At 60.1% G+C, this 17,341-nt stretch carries 12 protein-coding genes; 7 read left to right on the forward strand and 5 right to left on the reverse strand.

From position 1 onward, the window contains the following. Positions 1–3 precede the first annotated feature (3 nt). From DHV10_RS18580 to DHV10_RS18600, 5 genes are all read right to left on the reverse strand, one after another. The gene (locus DHV10_RS18580; protein ID WP_109487894.1) at positions 4–864 is read right to left on the reverse strand and encodes a 2,3,4,5-tetrahydropyridine-2,6-dicarboxylate N-succinyltransferase; all 861 of its coding nucleotides are present in this window, start codon (positions 862–864) and stop codon (positions 4–6) included. A gap of 135 nt (positions 865–999) precedes the next feature. Next, positions 1,000–1,335: a hypothetical protein gene (locus tag DHV10_RS18585; RefSeq protein ID WP_109487895.1), complete on the reverse strand. Its 336-nt coding sequence runs from the start codon at positions 1,333–1,335 to the stop codon at positions 1,000–1,002. 291 nt (positions 1,336–1,626) lie between these two features. After that, complete coding sequence (locus tag DHV10_RS18590) at positions 1,627–2,745, reverse strand: DegT/DnrJ/EryC1/StrS family aminotransferase (RefSeq protein WP_109487896.1); 1,119 nt, start codon at positions 2,743–2,745, stop codon at positions 1,627–1,629. Further along, positions 2,746–3,927 (reverse strand): UDP-N-acetylglucosamine 2-epimerase, encoded by a 1,182-nt coding sequence (gene neuC / locus DHV10_RS18595; protein ID WP_109487897.1) that lies wholly within the window; start codon positions 3,925–3,927, stop codon positions 2,746–2,748. It lies immediately after the preceding gene. Beyond that, positions 3,920–5,116 (reverse strand): polysaccharide biosynthesis protein, encoded by a 1,197-nt coding sequence (locus tag DHV10_RS18600; RefSeq protein WP_109487898.1) that lies wholly within the window; start codon positions 5,114–5,116, stop codon positions 3,920–3,922. The genes neuC and DHV10_RS18600 overlap by 8 nt, the downstream gene beginning before the upstream one ends. A gap of 93 nt (positions 5,117–5,209) precedes the next feature. On the opposite strand from DHV10_RS18600, the gene DHV10_RS18605 reads away from it, so the two are divergent. From DHV10_RS18605 to DHV10_RS18635, 7 genes are all read left to right on the forward strand, one after another. Next, a complete protein-coding gene (locus DHV10_RS18605) occupies positions 5,210–8,674 on the forward strand; it encodes a CRTAC1 family protein (protein ID WP_239461916.1) in 3,465 nt (1,154 codons plus the stop codon). Beyond that, the gene (locus DHV10_RS18610) at positions 8,641–10,107 is read left to right on the forward strand and encodes an amidase (protein WP_239461918.1); all 1,467 of its coding nucleotides are present in this window, start codon (positions 8,641–8,643) and stop codon (positions 10,105–10,107) included. The genes DHV10_RS18605 and DHV10_RS18610 overlap by 34 nt, the downstream gene beginning before the upstream one ends. 232 nt (positions 10,108–10,339) lie before the next feature. Continuing rightward, entirely contained in the window at positions 10,340–11,221 is an 882-nt protein-coding gene (gene aroF, locus DHV10_RS18615) for a 3-deoxy-7-phosphoheptulonate synthase (RefSeq protein WP_109487899.1), read from the forward strand. Then, positions 11,218–12,630 carry an HzsA-related protein gene (locus DHV10_RS18620; RefSeq protein ID WP_109487900.1) on the forward strand — a complete coding sequence of 471 codons (1,413 nt, stop codon included), beginning with the start codon at positions 11,218–11,220 and terminating at the stop codon, positions 12,628–12,630. Before aroF ends, DHV10_RS18620 begins: the two co-directional genes overlap by 4 nt. 1 nt (position 12,631) lies before the next feature. Further along, positions 12,632–14,302, forward strand: a complete 1,671-nt coding sequence (locus DHV10_RS18625) for a CRTAC1 family protein (RefSeq protein WP_109487901.1) — start codon at positions 12,632–12,634, stop codon at positions 14,300–14,302. Beyond that, positions 14,299–16,206, forward strand: coding sequence for a YVTN family beta-propeller repeat protein (locus tag DHV10_RS18630; protein ID WP_162601659.1), 1,908 nt, complete (start codon positions 14,299–14,301; stop codon positions 16,204–16,206). The genes DHV10_RS18625 and DHV10_RS18630 overlap by 4 nt, the downstream gene beginning before the upstream one ends. Next, positions 16,203–17,339, forward strand: a complete 1,137-nt coding sequence (locus DHV10_RS18635; RefSeq protein WP_109487903.1) for a ligand-binding sensor domain-containing protein — start codon at positions 16,203–16,205, stop codon at positions 17,337–17,339. Before DHV10_RS18630 ends, DHV10_RS18635 begins: the two co-directional genes overlap by 4 nt. The last annotated feature ends 2 nt before the right edge of the window (positions 17,340–17,341 follow it).

Below are 17,341 nucleotides of genomic sequence, written 5' to 3' on the forward strand. Positions count from 1 at the left end.
GGTTTACCGGAGCAGATCTTCGAGCGTGGTGCTCAGGTCAGTCTTCTCGTCGCGGTACTTGACGATGACCGGAGCGTAGAGCGAGAGGCCCCAGCTCTGCGCGTTTGGATGGCCCTTTCCAGAGCCGATGGCGCGGGAACCAGGAACGACGACTGCCTTCTCGGGGATGATGAGCGGGGATTCTGGTGTAGCGCGGAGCGTCTTGCCTTTGACGAGGTCGAAGACGGGCGTGCCACGGGTCAGGATCGTGCCGGGGGCGAGGACTGCGCCAGAGCGCACGATGGTTCCTTCATAGACGCCGCAGTTGCCGCCCACCATGGCGTCGTCCTCGATGATGACGGGGCTGGCGTTGATGGGCTCGAGTACGCCGCCGATTTGGGCTGCCGCGCTGAGGTGCACACGCCTGCCGATCTGCGCGCAAGAGCCGACCAGGGCGTGCGAGTCGACCATTGTTCCTTCGTCTACCCATGCGCCGGCGTTAATGTACATGGGAGGCATGCAGACGACGCCTCGGGCGACGTAAGCTCCGGCTCTGATGGAGGAGCCACCGGGGACAACGCGTACGCCATCTTCTGCGGTAAACAGCCGGACGGGGTAGGTGTGCTTGTCGACGAAGGAGAGGCCGGCCCCGGTGAGGTCGTGTAAGGCGCCGAGCCGGAAGCCCAACAGGATCCCTTTTTTCACCCAGGCGTTGACACGCCAGCCGGTGGGGGATTGAGGGTCGGGAGAGGCGGAACGCACGACGCCTTGCTCGAGAGCGTCGCGGAGTTCAAGGAAGGCCGCCATTGCAGCCGGGTCGGAGCTGGCGGCTGCTCCCGCGGCAAAGTGAGCCTCAATAGCCTGTTCAAGCTGAAGGGTTTCCATGTCTGCATCGAGTTTATCGGAGGCAGTGGACTCACGAAGGTTCAAGCTGAGGAGAGTGGCAACGATTCCACGTCTAAAACAAGAACGGCGCCAAGTGCTGATTGGCGCCGTGTGCGAGGAGAATAGGGCCCGGAACTACGCAGCTGAAACCGGAGACACCTTGCCGCGGGGGCGGGGGAGTGCCGAAACCGGCTGCAGCTGAAATGAATTCTCGCCGGAGGGAATCATTGCCATGGGCACGGTGCGATTTGCCGTTCCATGATTTTTCGATTCCAGCCAGGCGCAGAGCCTTGGGTCGTAGATTTCCGGCTGGCCCTGCCAGAAATCGGGCTTGAGTCCGCACTGAATGCGGAGATGCCCAAGCTGGAGTTCAATGTTCTTCGTACCCTTCGGGAAGTATCGGCGCACGTTGCCGGAGCCGACGTGCAACCCGGTCACTCCGTGACCTTTGCTTTGCGTTTTGACCACCATAGGAACCTGCTCTTCATGTCGGTTGAGAGTTGAACAAACGAGAGGAACCGAGAACAGCGAGGAAATAAGCCGAAAGGGATGCCTCAACTGCGTTGAAGGTCCGGTGAGGCAAGAGTCTGGGCTGAAAGGAGAATGCTGGGCGCGTGAAAGTCTTTTGTGAGGAGGCGGCCTGCGCCCATTGGCACATGCCCACACAGAACAAGGATGCCTGCGACGGATGAGAAGGTTGTTTCAGGTTTGAAAAATTGTGAATAAGGTTGTAGACCCCGGCGGGAGAGGGTGGGGTGGAAGTTACCTCTGGAGGAGAGCCTGACGCAGGCTGGTTGCCACTTCCTGCTGCTCTTCCTCGGTGATCCTGGTGAAGAAAGGCAGAGCCAGGGTGCGCGGCCCCACGGACTCTGCGACGGGCATCGGTTGACGATTGAACCGGCTCCATGCCGGCTGCTGATGAATCGGCTCAAAGTAGGTTGCGGTCGCTACTCCATCGGCCGCAAGACATTCTCTCAAGCGGGTCCTATCGACTCCGACTCCGAGGCGAATGACGTACACAAACCAGCTGATCTCGATTCCGGGCAAGGCGATGGGCGGCAGTTCAATCGCATTGATGCCTTCGAGCAGGCGATGGTAGCGTTCCGCAGCCTGGCGGCGCTTGGAGAGGATCTCGTCGATGCGCTGCAATTGCACTCTGCCCAGTGCACATGCAATGTCGGAGAGGCGGTAATTGAATCCGATGTCCCAAGTGCCGGGAAGGTCTGGAGAGTTTGCAGGGTGGGGCTGGCGTGCTCGTCCCTGATTGCGCAGTTGCTCAAGGCGCTGGGCATGGATTTGAGAGTGCGCCAGGACGGCTCCTCCCTCGCCAGTGGTGATCTGCTTGTTGGGGTAGAAGCCGAAGATCGAGAGGTCCCCGAAGGCTCCGGCGCGCTTGTCTCCGATCTTCGCTCCGATGGCCTCGCAGGCGTCCTCAATAATGACCAGGTTGTGCGCCGACGCCAGCTCGCGCAGACCGATCATGTCGGCCGGAATTCCAAACGTGTGGACGGCGATGATCGCGCGGGTGCGTGGCGTGATCACCTTTTTGACGCTTTCGGGAGTCAGGTTGAGAGTCAGCTCGTCGACATCGGCGAAAACCGGGGTGGCGCCAACCTGCGCAACTGCGTTCGCAACGGCAATAAAAGCGAAGGAGGGCACGATGACTTCATGGCCTGCGCCGATGGCGAGCGTGAGGAGGGCCATCTGCAAGCCGGCCGTTCCGCTGCTGACAGCAACGGCGTGCGGGACGGAGTGGTATTCAGCCATGGCCTTCTCAAACGCGTCAAGTTCGGGGCCCATGCAGAGCTGCGGGGTTCGGAGCACGGCTGTGACTGCGGCGATCTCAGCTTCTGTGATGTCGGGACTGGAGAGGGGAATCATCTAGCGAATGGACCTCGGTATCGGCGCGGGCGCTTTTACCAGCAACTTGCGGAGCGGAACAGAGGCGAGCACCCTGACGATGGTTTTCGAGGCCGTGCCGCTGCCGTAAGGGTTCTGCATTCCGCGGAGCCCTGCTCGAAACGACAGGTTCATCGCTTTTTTGAGAGAGCTGAGAATCTCGCTCGTGTCGGCGCGCGAGTCGATGACGTTGCGGCCGCGCTCGCGGCCCTGCTGGCGCATGCCGACGTTGACTACAGGGAGCGCGAATGACGCGGCTTCCATGATGCCGCTGGAGGAGTTGCCGATCATCGCATCGACCTGACCGAGGAGGCTCCAGTAGGTCACAGCATCGAGGTTGACGAAGAGATGTGCGTCAGCGCGGGATGAGACCAGCGCTCGCGTGCGATCGATGAGCGCGTGGCTGCCTGCGTCCGTGTTGGGATAGACGAAGATCAGCTGGCCTGGTGCTTTTTCCAGTGCCGTAAAGAGGGCGTCGGCTTCAGCATTCGTGTTCTTGAGAATGGTGACTGGGTGCCAGGCGACCAGGATGCTTGGTTTGGCCAACTTCAGACGCAGCTTGGACTGCAGATCGGCGCGGCGAAGGAGCTTCGATCTCTTCAAATGATCAAGAGAGGGAGCGCCGGCGTGATGCACGCGCCATGGTTCCTCGCACATGGCGATCACGCGGCGGCGAGCGGTATTGGTCGAAGTGAAGTGGACGTGGGCCAGCTTCGTGATTGCGTTGCGGACCTGGTCGTCGATGGCGCCCTGGCTTACCTCGCCGCCTTCGATGTGCGCGATTGGGATGCGCATGGCGACGGCTACGCTTGCGGGGGCCAGCATTTCGTAGCGGTCGGCGATGAGGAGGAGGAGGTCTGGACGCCAGGCAGTCAATGCGTCGGACAAAGACTGGATGGCGATTCCGATCGTCTTTGCCATGCCGGTGTCCGTGTCCGAATTGAGGAGGCACTCAATGCCGGCTTTGATGGGGAATCCGTTGCGCTCGATCTCGGCAATGGTGTTGCCGTACTGCGGGGCAAGATGCGGTCCGAGGGCGAAGACCCCGAGGTCAATGGATGGATGCTCTTGAAGTTCGCGCAAGGGCCAGTAGAGATGGCTGAAGTCGGCGCGCGAGGTGGTGACGACGGCGATTCTTCTGCGGCCATCGGCTTGCTTACCCATGAAGAACCGCCGAAGTGTTTGCCAGGGCAAGCACGGCTGGGCTGGGCTCGTAAGCGGGGACCAGCTCGGTCAGTGAGTGCAGAGCCGCTTTGACGTCGCGTGTCTTCAGGCTGTCCTTAACAGATTGCAACTGGTGATGTATTGAGCGACGCGCAGTGGTTGCCGCCGCGATACGAACGATTCCGGAAGCAGGGTCGCCATTCGCGATTTCGTCATCGGCCCAAAGCTGCTCTGACATCTTTTCGCCGATGCGAAGGCCGGTGAACTCGATAGCGATGTTGCGTTCCGGCGCGAGGGCCTTTGCCATAAAGGAGGCGAGGTCTGCGATGCGATGGGCCCTGGTGAGCAGAGGGATGATGATGGAGGCTCGGTCCGGCGACGATGCCGCAGAGACAAGCAACTCCACGGCTTCCGCAAGCGTGAGGAAATAGCGTTCTGCGGCGCTGTCTGTTACGGTGAGAGGCCGGCCGGCAGCGATCTGTTGCGCGAAGACTTCGCTGACGCTCCCGCGAGAGCCGAGCACGTTCGCAAGCCGAACCACAACTCCGTTGGAAGCGAGGACGATCTTCTCCGCGACATGTTTTGTCGCGCCCATGACGGAGCGTGGAGCGACGGCTTTGTCGGTGGAGAGCAGCAGGATGCGAGCGCCGTGCTCGACTGCGGCATCGGCTAGCGCCGCTGTTCCGACGACGTTGTTGGCGATCGCGGAGAGGGGCTGCTCTTCCAGCATGGGCACGTGTTTGAAGGCCGCTGTGTGAATGACCGTGGCCGGTCTGTGTCTTGCGAAGATCTCTGCGAGGAGTTCACGATCGGCGACGTTGCCGAGGTAGGAGGTGTGGCTGCCCCATGATGGAAGCGAAGGTTGAAGCTCGTAGAGGCCGGCCTCGGAGGAATCGAGGAGAATGAGTTCGACGCCAGCGTGCGCCAGCCGGGAGACAACCCCTGAGCCAATGGATCCTGCGGCACCGGTGACCAGAACGGGTCTTTGCCTAAGCTCGGCGAGATTTTCCATGGACGCTGCCGGCAGCGGCTGACGCTGCAGGAAGGCGTACCAATCAAGCATGCCGGACGAAGGGATCACTGAGCGAAGTATAAATTGACGGCGGATGGCGCGATTGCCGCTGGAGCGGCCGAGTTGAGCCCCATGGAAACGCCTGCTTATAGCTTTGGCGGTATGGAAGCCGCTCATTTGCTGCGGCTTCTGACGTAACCCTCAACTCGCATACACTGAGATGTTCCGCAATATGCAGTCTGTCAGTGGCCGGCTGCTCGGGAGTAAGACTTGGCAAACGACTCTATGCGACGGACCCTGCAGTTCACACTTTCCATCCTGGCTGTCGCCCTTACGGCCGAGGCGCAGGCGCACTTCAACCTCGACGCGGTGCGTTTGAATAATCGCGGTGTCGCGCTGATGGGGCAGCAGTTTACGGAGAAGGCAGAGCAGTCGTTCGCGGAGTCGTTCCAGAAAGATCCCAAGCTTGCGCAGGCCGCGATCAACGAGGGCATTGCGTTGATGACGCTGCAGAAGGTCGATGAGGCCAAGAAAGTGTTGAAGCAGGCCATTGCGCTCGATCCCAACAATCCTCAGGCCTGGTACAACCTGGGGCTTGCGCAACACGCGGACAATGAGCTTGACGATGCTCTGAAGAGCTTTCAACAGGCAGTGAAGCTCGATCCGCATGATGTGGATTCCTACTACTTTGAAGGGGTGTGCTATCGAGAGCTGAAACAGTTCGACAAGGCGATTGAAGCGCTGAAGAAAGCCTTATCAATCCAGCCACTGCATGCTTCTTCGGAGTTCGCGCTGGCGCGAGCGTTGCAGGCGACTGGAGACAAGGAAGGGGCCAAGGAGCACTTCAAGCTCTTTCAGCACATGACGAGCACGAAGATCTCGGCGGCGATCGGGCTGGCGTATGGAGAGCAGGGGCACTACTCGACCGTGACTCCAGTAGAGGAGCCGCAGGAAAAGCAACGAGCGATGATTCCGGTGAAGCTGGCGGCGGAGACCATGGGCCCGAGAGGAACGACCGCCGCGACGGGCGGAGCCTGCATGCTGGATGTGACCGGCTCGGGGCAGATGGACTTAGTGCTGACGCAAGCGGGCCCGAAGGCGATACGCGTTTTGCATCGGACGAAAGGGGGAGCATTCGAAGATGTCGAAACGACGGCTGCGGGGCTTGGGCTCTCGGGGCGCGCGGTGGCATGCGCGGTGGGCGACTATGACTCAGACAATCTGAATGATCTCGCGGTTGCGACGGATGAGGGAGTGCACCTTTTTCGCAACCTCGGAAAAGGGAAGTTTGAGGATGTGACCGCGGAGGCGGGCCTCGGACAACGGAACCACTCAACGGGGATCACCTTCATCGACTTCGACCACGATGGCGATCTCGATCTGTTCATCACGGGATCGGCTCTGAAAGACGGCGACGAGTCGAACGTGCTGTGGCGCAACAACGGCAACAAGACATTCACTGAATGGACGGAACCTGCAGGTCTGGGTGGCGCGGGAAAGACAGCATCATCGATACTCACGGACTTCAACAACGACCGGGCGGTGGACATTGCTGTGACGGGTGAAGGGCCCGCGCCCGTGCTCTTCGTGAATCCGCGCGAGGGGAAGTATCCGCAGCAGCCGCTGTATAACGAGAAACTCTCCGCTACGGAGGGCATCGCGGTTCTCGATTTTGACAAAGACGGGTGGATGGATATCGCGGTTACCCATGCCGGCGCGCCAGGTGTAACGCTGTGGCGCAACGTCGCGGATCCTCAGAATGGGGGGCGTAGATTTGAGCGCGTCGCGCTGCCGCTGGCGGGTGCAACAGGCGGGTGGGGCCTGACGGCAGTTGATATCGATAACGACGGGTGGATCGACCTTGCCGCGATCGTGCAGACGGGCGCGGGGCCGCGCGCGAAGGTCTTCCGCAACAGAGGGGATGGCTCGTTTGAGGATGTTAGCCGTGCGCTGGGGCTGGACAGCCTGGTGTTGAAAGCTCCGCGCGGATTGATCGCGGCGGATGTGGATGGCGATGGCGCTTCGGATTTGATGGTGACGCAGGTGGACGCTGCTCCGATTCTTCTGCGCAATCAGGGAGCGAACAAGAACCACTTTGTGCGGCTTGACCTGGGCGGATATGCAGACAACAAGACTGCGCTCGGGTCCAAAGTGGAGATCTTTGCCAACGGGCAGTGGCAGAAGTGGGAACTGGCCGGCGCATCGGGGCTGGCGACGCAGGCCCCGCCTCAGATTCTTGCGGGCCTGGGCACAGCGGACCACATTGACCTGCTGCGCATTCTGTGGCCCACGGGCATCCTCCAGGATGAAATCGATCTGCCGCACACATCCGTGATCGCGATGAAGGAGGCGGATCGCCGCGGAAGCTCGTGTCCGGTTCTGTTTGCATGGGATGGCCACAAGTACAAGCTGGTGACGGATGTTATCGGGGCGGCGGTGGTAGGGCACTGGTTCACGCCGACGCGCCGCAATATTCCAAATTCGGGTGAGTGGATCAAGGTGGACGGCGATCGGGTTGCGCCGGTTGACGGAAAGCTTAGCATGCGTTTCATTGAGCCGATGGAAGAGGTGAACTACATCGACGAGCTGCGGCTTGTTGCGGTGGATCATCCGGCGGATGTGGAGGTGAACCCGGACGAGAGGTTCCTCGATGACCCGCCGTTTGCTTCGGGCCGGGTGGTGGCATCTCGCTCGGCAAGGCTGCCGGCTGCAGCATGGGATGGGATCGGGAATGAAGTCACGCAGATTCTGAGCCGCCGCGATCACAGGTTTGCGAGCGGATTCACGGCTACTCCGTACGACGGATTTGCGAACACGCACTCTCTGACGCTAGATCTCGGTGAGGTAGACACTCAGGCGCCGCTCAGGCTGCTGATGACCGGGTATGTGAATTACTTCAGCGCAAGCTCGCTGTACGGGGCATGGCAGGCGGGCATCAAGCCTATCTCGCCCTACGTTGAAGCGCAGCGAGCGGACGGGTCGTGGCAGAGAGTTCCCGGTGAGGCGGGATTCCCGGCCGGCCTGCAGCGCACGATCGTGGTTGATTTGACGGATAAGCTGGCGGCTGGAACGCGGAAGATCCGGCTGGTTTCGAATCTGGAGATCTTCTGGGATCAGGTTCTGATCGATAACAATCCTGAGGGTGAAACGCGCGCGACGGATGTGCCTTTGGCGCTGGCGACGGAGCGCTTCCGTGGTTATCCGACGCAGATCGACGGGAAGAGCCCGGGCGATCTCGATTACGATTACGATCGCGTGAGCCTCACCGGGCCATTCCAGCATCAACGCGGCAACTACACGCGGCTCGGGGACGTGACCGCACTGGTGAAGGGGATTGACGATCGCTACGCCATCTTCGGCAGCGGGGAAGAGATTGCCGTCGAGTTTGATTCGTCGAAGCTGCCATCGTTGAAGCCGGACTGGAAGCGCGATTACTTCTTCTATGCAAACGGGTATGTGAAGGATATGGACTGGTGGGACGCCATGCCATTTACGGTGTCGCAGCTACCGTTCCACGAGATGAGTAAGTATCCGTATCCCGCGACGGAGAAGTTTCCGGACGGCGCATCCGCGATCGACTACCAGCTGGACTACAACGACCGGTTTGACTCGGGAGAGCCGGTGCGCTCGTACCGGTTCGATTACAAGCTGATGCCGTCGACTCCAGCGGACGACACGAATTGCGGGCCTGCGAGTCCGGCGTGTCCGTCTGCCTCGGCGCGAACGAAACCATGACCGATCTGGTTCTGCAACCTGCAACTGCTCAGTTGCGGATGCTCGCGGCTGGCGAGGTCTCGATTGCGGAGCTCTCCGAAGCCCATATCCGGCGGATTGAGCGGCTGAATCCGGCGCTCAATGCTTTTGCGGATTTCGACCCTGAACGCGTGCGCGAGCAGGCTCGCAGGCTCGAGGAGCAGCCGAAGGCGACACGCGGGCCACTGCACGGAATCCCTGTCACGGTGAAGTCTTCGATTGCGACAGCGGGGTACAAATGCGAGATCGGGAGCCACAATCACGAGGGTGAGATTCCGCGGGAGGACGCGGTCGTTGTGGCGCGGCTGCGCGCAGCGGGAGCGTTGATTCTGGGCACCACGAATTGCCCGGAGTTTCTGATGGCGTATGAGACGGCCAATGATCTACATGGGCGGACAAAGAATCCTTGGGATCTAGAGCGAACGCCGGGCGGGTCGAGCGGCGGAGAGTCGGCGGCGATTGCGGTGGGGATGTCGGCCGCGGGATTGGGCTCTGACAGCGGCGGATCGGTTCGCGTGCCGGCGCACTTCACGGGCATTTGTTCGCTGAAGCCGACGCCGGGACGGTTCCCGGGGCGGGGTCACCTGCCGCCTTGCGTAGGGCCCTTTTCGACATTGGGTGCGATTGGGCCGATGGCACGGACCATGGAAGATGTTCAACTGATGTTCGAGGCGCTCGGAGGGCAGGACGATGCCGATCCATCGAGCCCTCCGGTGCAAAGGCGCGGGCCGACGCTAGATGATCTTCGTACTCAATGCGTCGGATTTTTCGAAGATGACGGCATGATGCCGGTGACGCAGGAAACGCGTGCGGCGGTGACCGCAGCGGCGGATGCGCTGCGAAAGGCTGGATTCCGAGTGGAGCGGTTCCGACCGAGTACGCTTGAGCAGTTGCGAAAGCTTTGGTGGACGTTTTTTGTTCAGTGCGGAGCCATGTTCTACGAGCCGGAGGTACGCGGCAGGCGGGAGCGGTTGAGCCCGATCTTCCGGGAGTTTCTTGACATCGCAGATGAGTCTGGTCCGCTTACGGCTGGAGAACTGCTCAATGCATGGGCCGAAATGGATCTGATTCGAGCGAAGACGCTGGAAGAGATGCGCAACTATCCGGTTGTGCTTTGTCCAGTGGCGAGTGTTCCGGCCTGGAAGCATGGCGAGCGCGAATGGATGATCGGTGGGCAGCGCGTTCGTTATCTCGATTCTGTTCGCTACACCCAGTGGTTTAATGTGCTGGGTGCGCCGGCGGCGGTGGTTCCAGTAGGGCGCTGGGGCGAGGGGTTGCCCATCGGAGTCCAGATCGCCGCGCGACCCTTTGAAGATGAAGTAGCTGTGGGGGTCGCGGCAGTTCTTGATCGGGAATTCGGCTTTTCCGCTCCGCCGCTAGCGCGCGGGCAGGAATTCCGGCGCGATATCGGGTGATTTCATCAAAAGCAGGCGAATTCGCTGTCACAAACGTTCGGACGTCTGTTTCGATCAGGTCAACTGAACGAGGCTCCAGACTACGATCCCGTCATGTTTATCCATCACAGACAGGTGATAAGAGAGGGGTCTAGAACCAGAGTGTGAGGTGCGGCAAGTTGTTGATTCTGCTCCTCAACCTTTGGATGGAGGCAGGCCAGCGCTGCCGGCGCTACTCTGAGCCTTCCCCGGAATGGAGCGCATACGGGTGCGCGCAAGTTGGCAGGAACGTTTTGCCGAGGCCAGTGATGTTCTGAAGAGTTCACAACGCCAGCAGACAGTTGTGCGGGTGTTGGATCTTGAGATCGGTGGCAGCGACTTCATCACCATGGCCGGTCCCTGCTCGGTAGAAACCGAGCAGCAGATTCTCTCCATCGCTGCCCACGTGCGCAAGCAGGGCGCCCGGGTTCTCCGCGGCGGGGCGTTTAAACCGCGCAGTTCTCCCTATGCGTTTCAAGGACTCGGCCTTGCGGGCCTGAAACTGCTCGCGAAAGCGCGTTCTGAGACAGGTCTTGCCATCGTCACGGAAGTGATGAGCGAGGATGATGTTCCGCTTGTCGCCGAATATGCAGACATTTTGCAGATCGGCTCGCGCAGCATGGAGAACTACACACTGATCGAGGCGGCGGCGAGATCAGGTAAGCCGATCCTGCTGAAGCGCGGCATGATGGCCACGGTTGAAGACCTAATGCGATCTGCGCAACTGGCGATCGGCGCCGGGAATCCGAACGTAATTCTGTGCGAGCGCGGGATCCGCACCTTCGATAATGCTCTGCGCAACACCTATGACCCGGCGGCTATTGCGCTGCTGAAGCAGATTTCGCATCTTCCGGTCATCGCGGATCCCAGTCATGCGTGCGGACACCGTGAACTGGTTCCCGCACTGGCCCGCATTGGAGTTGCGGCCGGAGCCGACGGCATGATCGTTGAAGTGCATCCGCAACCGGAAAAGGCGTGGAGCGATGGGGAGCAGTCGCTCAGCTTTGACGAGTTCGACGGGATGATGGCAATGCTCGAGCCCTACATCGCTCTTCGCGGAGCAGCGAACCGCACACTTGTGGGGAGAGTTGGATGAAGCTCGGGTTCAAAGTGCATTATGCTGTCGGCTGCCTTGGCATTCTGAGCTTTTCGTGTGGGTTCGCGCCTCCTCCGTCACAATCGATTGGCGCAGACGTGATTGTCACGGCGGCTCCCATTTACGAGGAACTCGCTGCTGTGCACGGCGGCGAACGATTCCCGCACGGCGCGAGGCTACTGCTCATCCACAACGGCACGGCGACGCCGCTGCTGCCCGGATTTGCAGGCAGCGCTGATGCGAGCGTTTCGTTTGATGGCTCGGCCGTGTTGTTCTCCGGCAGGAAAGATGCGGGAGATGCGTGGCAGATCTACGAGCTTACTCTGTCTGATCGCAAGGTACGGCGCATCAGCGAGTCGACGAGCGATGCCATTCGCCCGCTGTATTTGCCGGGCTGGCGGCTCGTATATGCGCAGAAGAGCGGCGCTCATTTTCAGATGATCTCGGCGCGTCTCGCTGACACCGAGGCGATACAGGAGATTGAAGGCAAGGGAGTGCCGACGGCTTTTCCGATCTCCTTTGCGGCGGTGAGTGCCATTCCTTCGGATGTTATGGCCGACGGACGCATTCTTTTCGAGTCGGGGTTCCCGCTGGGGGAAGGAGGAACTCCCGAGCTATACCTTGCGTACTCCGATGGGTCGGGCGTTGAGTCTTACCGGTGTGATCACCCCACGAAGGAATTGGACGCTCGTTATGGCGGCCATCAACTTACCTCGGGTGATGTGGTTTTCACACACGGCGCGCGTCTCGCGCGATTCAGCTCACCGATGGCTCAGGAAGAAGGTATCCCCGCTCCGCCAGCTGACTATGCGGGACGTATCGCCGAAGCCGGATCAGGTGACTGGCTCTTCAGCGTGCGAAAATCTGTGACCGACAGCTTTGCGCTGAAACTCTGGAGGCCCGGCTCGCCGGGCTTGCGATCCTTCTTCGCGCAGACCGGGTCGAATCTGATTGATCCGGTCCTCGTGGCTGCACGCAACAGACCGCGCCGACATCCCTCTGCTTTGCACGACTGGGATTACGCCAATCTTCTGGCGCTCGACACTCGAATTTCTCGCGACGGTCCGCTTACTGCGGCTCCGGCGAGCGTGCGGCTCGAGACACGAGACGATTCCGGACGCGCCGTTACGATGGGCACTGCTCCGGTCGAGGCGGATGGATCCTTCTTCGTCAAGGCTCCGGCGGATCGACCGATTCGGTTCGCGCTTCTTGACGCGAGAGGAGAAATTATCCGCCAGGAGCACGGCTGGTTCTGGAGTCGCCGCGGCGAGCAGAGGTATTGCGTAGGTTGTCACGCTGGCCCTGAGCATGCGCCGGAGAATCGCGTGCCGGCTGTTCTGACGCGAACGACAATGCCGGTGGATCTTACGGGCACGGCTTCGCAGCAGCCGCAAAGGGGAGGGAACTAGGATGCTTTGGCGCACGGTGTTGGTCTGCTTCCTCTTCTCGGTGATGAGTGCAGCACAGAGCCCGCCCACTGCTGGAAATGTGGCGGGCGGTCCGGAGACGGCGACCGGCAAAGCCTTCATCCGGTTTGAAGACGCGAGCGAAAAGGCGGGGATCAATTTCACGCACAGCTTTGGTTCGGCGAAGCTTGGGTCTTTGCTCGAGGGAACTGGTGCGGGCTGTGTTTGGTTTGACTACGACAATGATGGTCTGCCGGATCTCTACATCGCAAATGGCCGGCCGCTCGAAGATTCGATGCATCCGTATCCGCTGAAGCAGAAGCCTATTCCGGCTCCGCACAATCACCTGTACCACAACGACGGAACCGGACACTTCACGGATGTGACGGACAAGGCCGGCCTTAATCCGGATGTGTACTCGATCGCAGTTGCCGCCGCTGACTACGATAACGACGGTTCGGTCGATCTGCTGGTGACGGCGTACGGCAAGGCGATTCTGTATCACAACGATGGGAACGGCCACTTCACGGATGTGAGTGCCAAGGCTGGGATCGAGTTGGAAGGTTGGGCCATCAGTTCCACATGGTTTGACTATGACAGAGACGGTTGCCTCGATCTGTTCGTGGGGCGCTACGTCAAATTTGACCCGAAATACCGCGCCTACTATGCGGCTGATAACTATCCGGGTCCGCTCGACTACGAAGGCGAAACCAACAAGCTCTACCACAACAATTGCAATGGGACGTTCACGGATGTGAGCGAAAAGTCGGGGATCAGCAACTTTATCGGCCGCACAATGGGCGTGACTGCCGCCGACTTAGATGGCGATGGATGGGACGACATCTATGTCGCGAACGACCGCACGGAAAACTTCCTGTTCCACAACAAGCACGATGGGACGTTTGAGGAGATCGGGAACGATTCGGGAACTGCGTACGGACAGAACGGAGAGTCTACTTCATCGATGGGACCGGTGTTCGCCGATATTGAGGGGCGGGGTGTGCTGGACCTGTGGGTTTCCGACGGCCACTATAACCGGATGCTTCGCAACACCGGCAAGCTGGCGTTCGAAGACATCGGGGCGAGCAACGGAGTGTCGCAAGCCAACGCGCAATACGTGAGTTGGGGAACCAGCCTTTACGACTTCGACAATGATGGCGCGCTCGATCTGCTGATCTTTCACGGCGGGCTGATCCATCTGATACCGCAGGAGCATACGGTCTTTAAAGGGCTAGGCAACGCGAAGTTCGCCGATGTTTCTGAAGCCGCGGGGAGTGTGATCAACGAGCGCACCGTGGCGCGCGGAGCATGCTTTGCGGATTACGACAACGACGGCAAGGTTGATGCGTTTCTCGTGAACCTAGGCGCGAAAGGCAAGCTGGTGCGCAACGTCTCAACGAATACCGGGCATTGGGTGGCCATCAAACTCGTCGGCACAAAAAGCAATCGCGAGGGCATTGGGGCTAAGGTTGAGGTTTTTGCAGGGCCGAAGCATGAACTGCAGGAGCGCGTGGCAGGGTCGGGCTACCTATCTCAGAACGAGGCGCGGCTGCACTTCGGGCTCGGAGAGGCGGCAACGATTGACAGGATCGTGGTCAAATGGCCGAGCGGCCGCGAGCAGACTCTGGAGAAGCAGCAAGCTGATCGAGTACTGACGATCGAGGAGCCGAAGTGAGTTTGCTTCGCTCAGGCTCCGCCCGTGCTGCCGCCGTGACTGCGGTGGTGCTGGTATGTAGCTGGGCGATTGCCGTATGGAAGGATAGCGGCACTGTTGTGAGCGCCGCGACCTCGAGAGCGCAGACAGGCGAAGTGCTCGAGTATGCGTCTCCCGTGGAAATGCTTTTCTCTCTTAGCGGACGACAGCTGTACGTGCTGTGCCAAGGAACCGGCGAGGTTCGCGTCCTGGACGCCACAACATATGCGGAGAGGAAACGGATCCAAGTGGGTCGTTCGCCGCGCGGACTCTCTCTTTCGGCCAATGGCGAGCTGCTCTACGTTGCAAACTCCTGGGATGACACGATCTCCGTAATCGACACGAAGAACCTGTCTGTGAGTGCAACCTGGCCGGTTTCCGCGGAGCCATCGAGTGTGGTCGCCGACCGTACAGGAAGATACATCTACGTAGCGAACCGGATTTCGAACGATGTTGCCGTGCTTGACGCCCGAACTGGAATGGAAGAGAAGCGGCTGGCTGCAGGACGAGGAGCAAGCTACATCACGGCCTCGCCGGACGCGAGCAAGCTGTACGTCACGCACGTCTATCCCAATCTCACGCCGCTCCGCACCGCACCCGAGTCTGAAATAACGGTGATCGATGTACGGCGCGCTGTGGTTGCGGAGCGAATCGCTCTTCCCTACATTGCGCACGGCTTTCATGTCACGTTTTCTGCTGATGGAAATCTTGGCGCAGCAGCAGGGCTGCACCCGAAGAACCTTCCGCCGCTGGCACATCTGGAACATGGCGGTGCCTTTGCCGACAGCATCACCGTGTTCGGGTCTGATGTGGGCCAGCCTGTCGAGCTGCCCCTGGACGAACTGGAGCGCTATTCGGTTCGCCCGTTTGGTGTCGCGATCACGCCGGATAAGTCGCGCCTCTTTGTCACATGCGGCGGCTCGGAAGAGGTCACGGTCATCGATGTGCCGCGGATGCTCCGTTACGTTCACGCGCATCCTGGGTCGCACGCCACGGATCTTTCGGCCAGCGCTAACTATGTTGTCGCCCGAGTGAAGGTCGGACATGATCCACGGGGCGCTCTGCTCGCGCGCGGCGGTACGAAGCTGCTGGTCGCCAACCGGCTCGACGATACGATGAGCGTGATCGATACGCGCACGAACAGAGTCACGTCGACTGTCCCTCTTGCAGGGCCGAGAGAGAATTCCGTTCTCCGCAATGGCGAGCAGACGTTCTATACGGCGCGCTACTCGTTTCAGGGGCAGATCGGGTGCGCAAACTGCCATATCGATTCCACCTTCGATGGGCTGCAGTGGGATCTCGAGCCTGACGGGTTCGGACGCGACATCGTCGACAACCGGCCGATCGAGGCGGTGAAGGATACCGAGCCGTACAAGTGGAACGGTGGCAATCCGAACCTGCCCACGGAGTGCGGGCCGCGTACGGAGAAGTTCTTCTGGCGCGCGGAGAACTATGACGATCTGACGTTGACCGATCTCGTGGTCTACGTACGAAGCCTTCCGCCACGTCCGAACCGATCGAGGCCGGCTAACGGCGAGTTTTCTGCGGCTCAGGAGCGCGGGAGAGCCCTGTTCAATCGCACGACAGACAAATTTCACAACCCGATCGCCGAGGGAAATCGCTGCGGTTATTGTCACAGCGGGGCTAAGGGTACAAATCAGAAATCCTTCGATGTTGGGACGAAAAGGGCCAGCGATAACACTGGTCTTCTCGATACGCCGCAACTTATCAACATCGCCATCACTGGCCCGTATCTTCACGATGGATCGGCGCAGACGCTGGAACAGATCTGGACCGTTTTCAATCCTGAGGACAAGCATGGCCGTACAAACGACCTGACTAAAGACGAACTTAACGACCTGATCGAATACCTGAGGACGCGATGAAAGCTTTCGTTAAAGTCGCAACGTTCCTATTGCTGCTGGCGCCCACAGCCATCGCTGTTCAGGCGCAGGCGCATATTGGAGCTCCGCGGATCAAAAAGGCTGCGGCATCGGATCTCAAGCCGCAGGTTCAGGCAATGCCGCGGTTCCGGTTTGAGAACTTCACGACAGCGAATGGGCTGCCGGACGATCACGTGTTCAATGTGCTGGTGGATGGGGATCGCATCTGGGCTGCGACTGAGAACGGCCTCGGGCTCTATGAAAACGGGAAGTGGAAGACGTACACCACGAAGGATGGGCTCGCGCATCGCGCTGTTTTGTCGCTGGCGCTCGACAAGCGGACAGGCGACGTGTGGGCCGGCACCATGGGGGGGCTGAGCCGCATCTCGGGCGGCCGCATTGACAGTTTCAACCAACTGAATTCTGGCCTCAGCAACGATGTTGTGTACGGCGTGTCGGTAGAGGGCGAGCACGTGTGGGTGGCAACGGCTGCCGGCGCTTGTATGTTCGATCTCCGCACCCATGCATGGTCGCTCTTCAACGAGCGCAATACGCCGATGGCGGAGATCTGGGTATACGGAGTTTCTGCGACTCCGAGCAAGGTGTATTTCGCCGTGTGGGGCAGCGGACTGCTGGAGTACGACCAGCAGAAGAAGACGTGGGACAAGTACGACGATCCGGATGGCGAAACGGAGATGGTCCTCTTTAGAGATCAGGGCCTCATACACGAGATCACGACGTCGGTGAGCTATCTGGAAAAGGACAAGATTGTATGGGTGGCCACCTACTTTGGCGACAGCCGTTACGACGGCCGCAACTGGCACAACTTCCTGACGAAGGACAGCGGACTGCCTTCGAACTTCACCAACGTGGTGAAGGGAGTGGACGCGAATCACGCATGGTTCGGGACCGACAAGGGGCTTGCGTACTACGACGGCGTGAACTGGGTCGTTTACCGGCCGTCTCTCACTAGCGGCAAGCCAGAGATGACGGTCCGAGACAGAGACGCGCAGGTTACGCCGGTAGAGGTGAGCACCGCGCCCGCACACAACTACATTCTGGGAATTGATTTCCAGGGGAGCGACATATGGGTCGCTACCGCCAAGGGTTTAAGCCACGGGATACGTCAACCATAAGG

Origin of the sequence: Occallatibacter savannae, assembly GCF_003131205.1 — a bacterium.
GTDB classification, from domain to species: domain Bacteria; phylum Acidobacteriota; class Terriglobia; order Terriglobales; family Acidobacteriaceae; genus Telmatobacter; species Telmatobacter savannae.

Excerpts from the sequence above, each read along its gene's own strand:
- DHV10_RS18580 (WP_109487894.1), bottom strand. The coding sequence starts at position 864 with ATGGAAACCCTTCAGCTTGAACAGGCTATTGAGGCTCACTTTGCCGCG.
- DHV10_RS18585 (WP_109487895.1), bottom strand. The coding sequence starts at position 1,335 with ATGGTGGTCAAAACGCAAAGCAAAGGTCACGGAGTGACCGGGTTGCAC.
- DHV10_RS18590 (WP_109487896.1), bottom strand. The coding sequence starts at position 2,745 with ATGATTCCCCTCTCCAGTCCCGACATCACAGAAGCTGAGATCGCCGCA.
- neuC (WP_109487897.1), bottom strand. The coding sequence starts at position 3,927 with ATGGGTAAGCAAGCCGATGGCCGCAGAAGAATCGCCGTCGTCACCACC.
- DHV10_RS18600 (WP_109487898.1), bottom strand. The coding sequence starts at position 5,116 with ATGAGCGGCTTCCATACCGCCAAAGCTATAAGCAGGCGTTTCCATGGG.
- aroF (WP_109487899.1), top strand. The coding sequence starts at position 10,340 with ATGGAGCGCATACGGGTGCGCGCAAGTTGGCAGGAACGTTTTGCCGAG.
- DHV10_RS18620 (WP_109487900.1), top strand. The coding sequence starts at position 11,218 with ATGAAGCTCGGGTTCAAAGTGCATTATGCTGTCGGCTGCCTTGGCATT.
- DHV10_RS18625 (WP_109487901.1), top strand. The coding sequence starts at position 12,632 with ATGCTTTGGCGCACGGTGTTGGTCTGCTTCCTCTTCTCGGTGATGAGT.
- DHV10_RS18635 (WP_109487903.1), top strand. The coding sequence starts at position 16,203 with ATGAAAGCTTTCGTTAAAGTCGCAACGTTCCTATTGCTGCTGGCGCCC.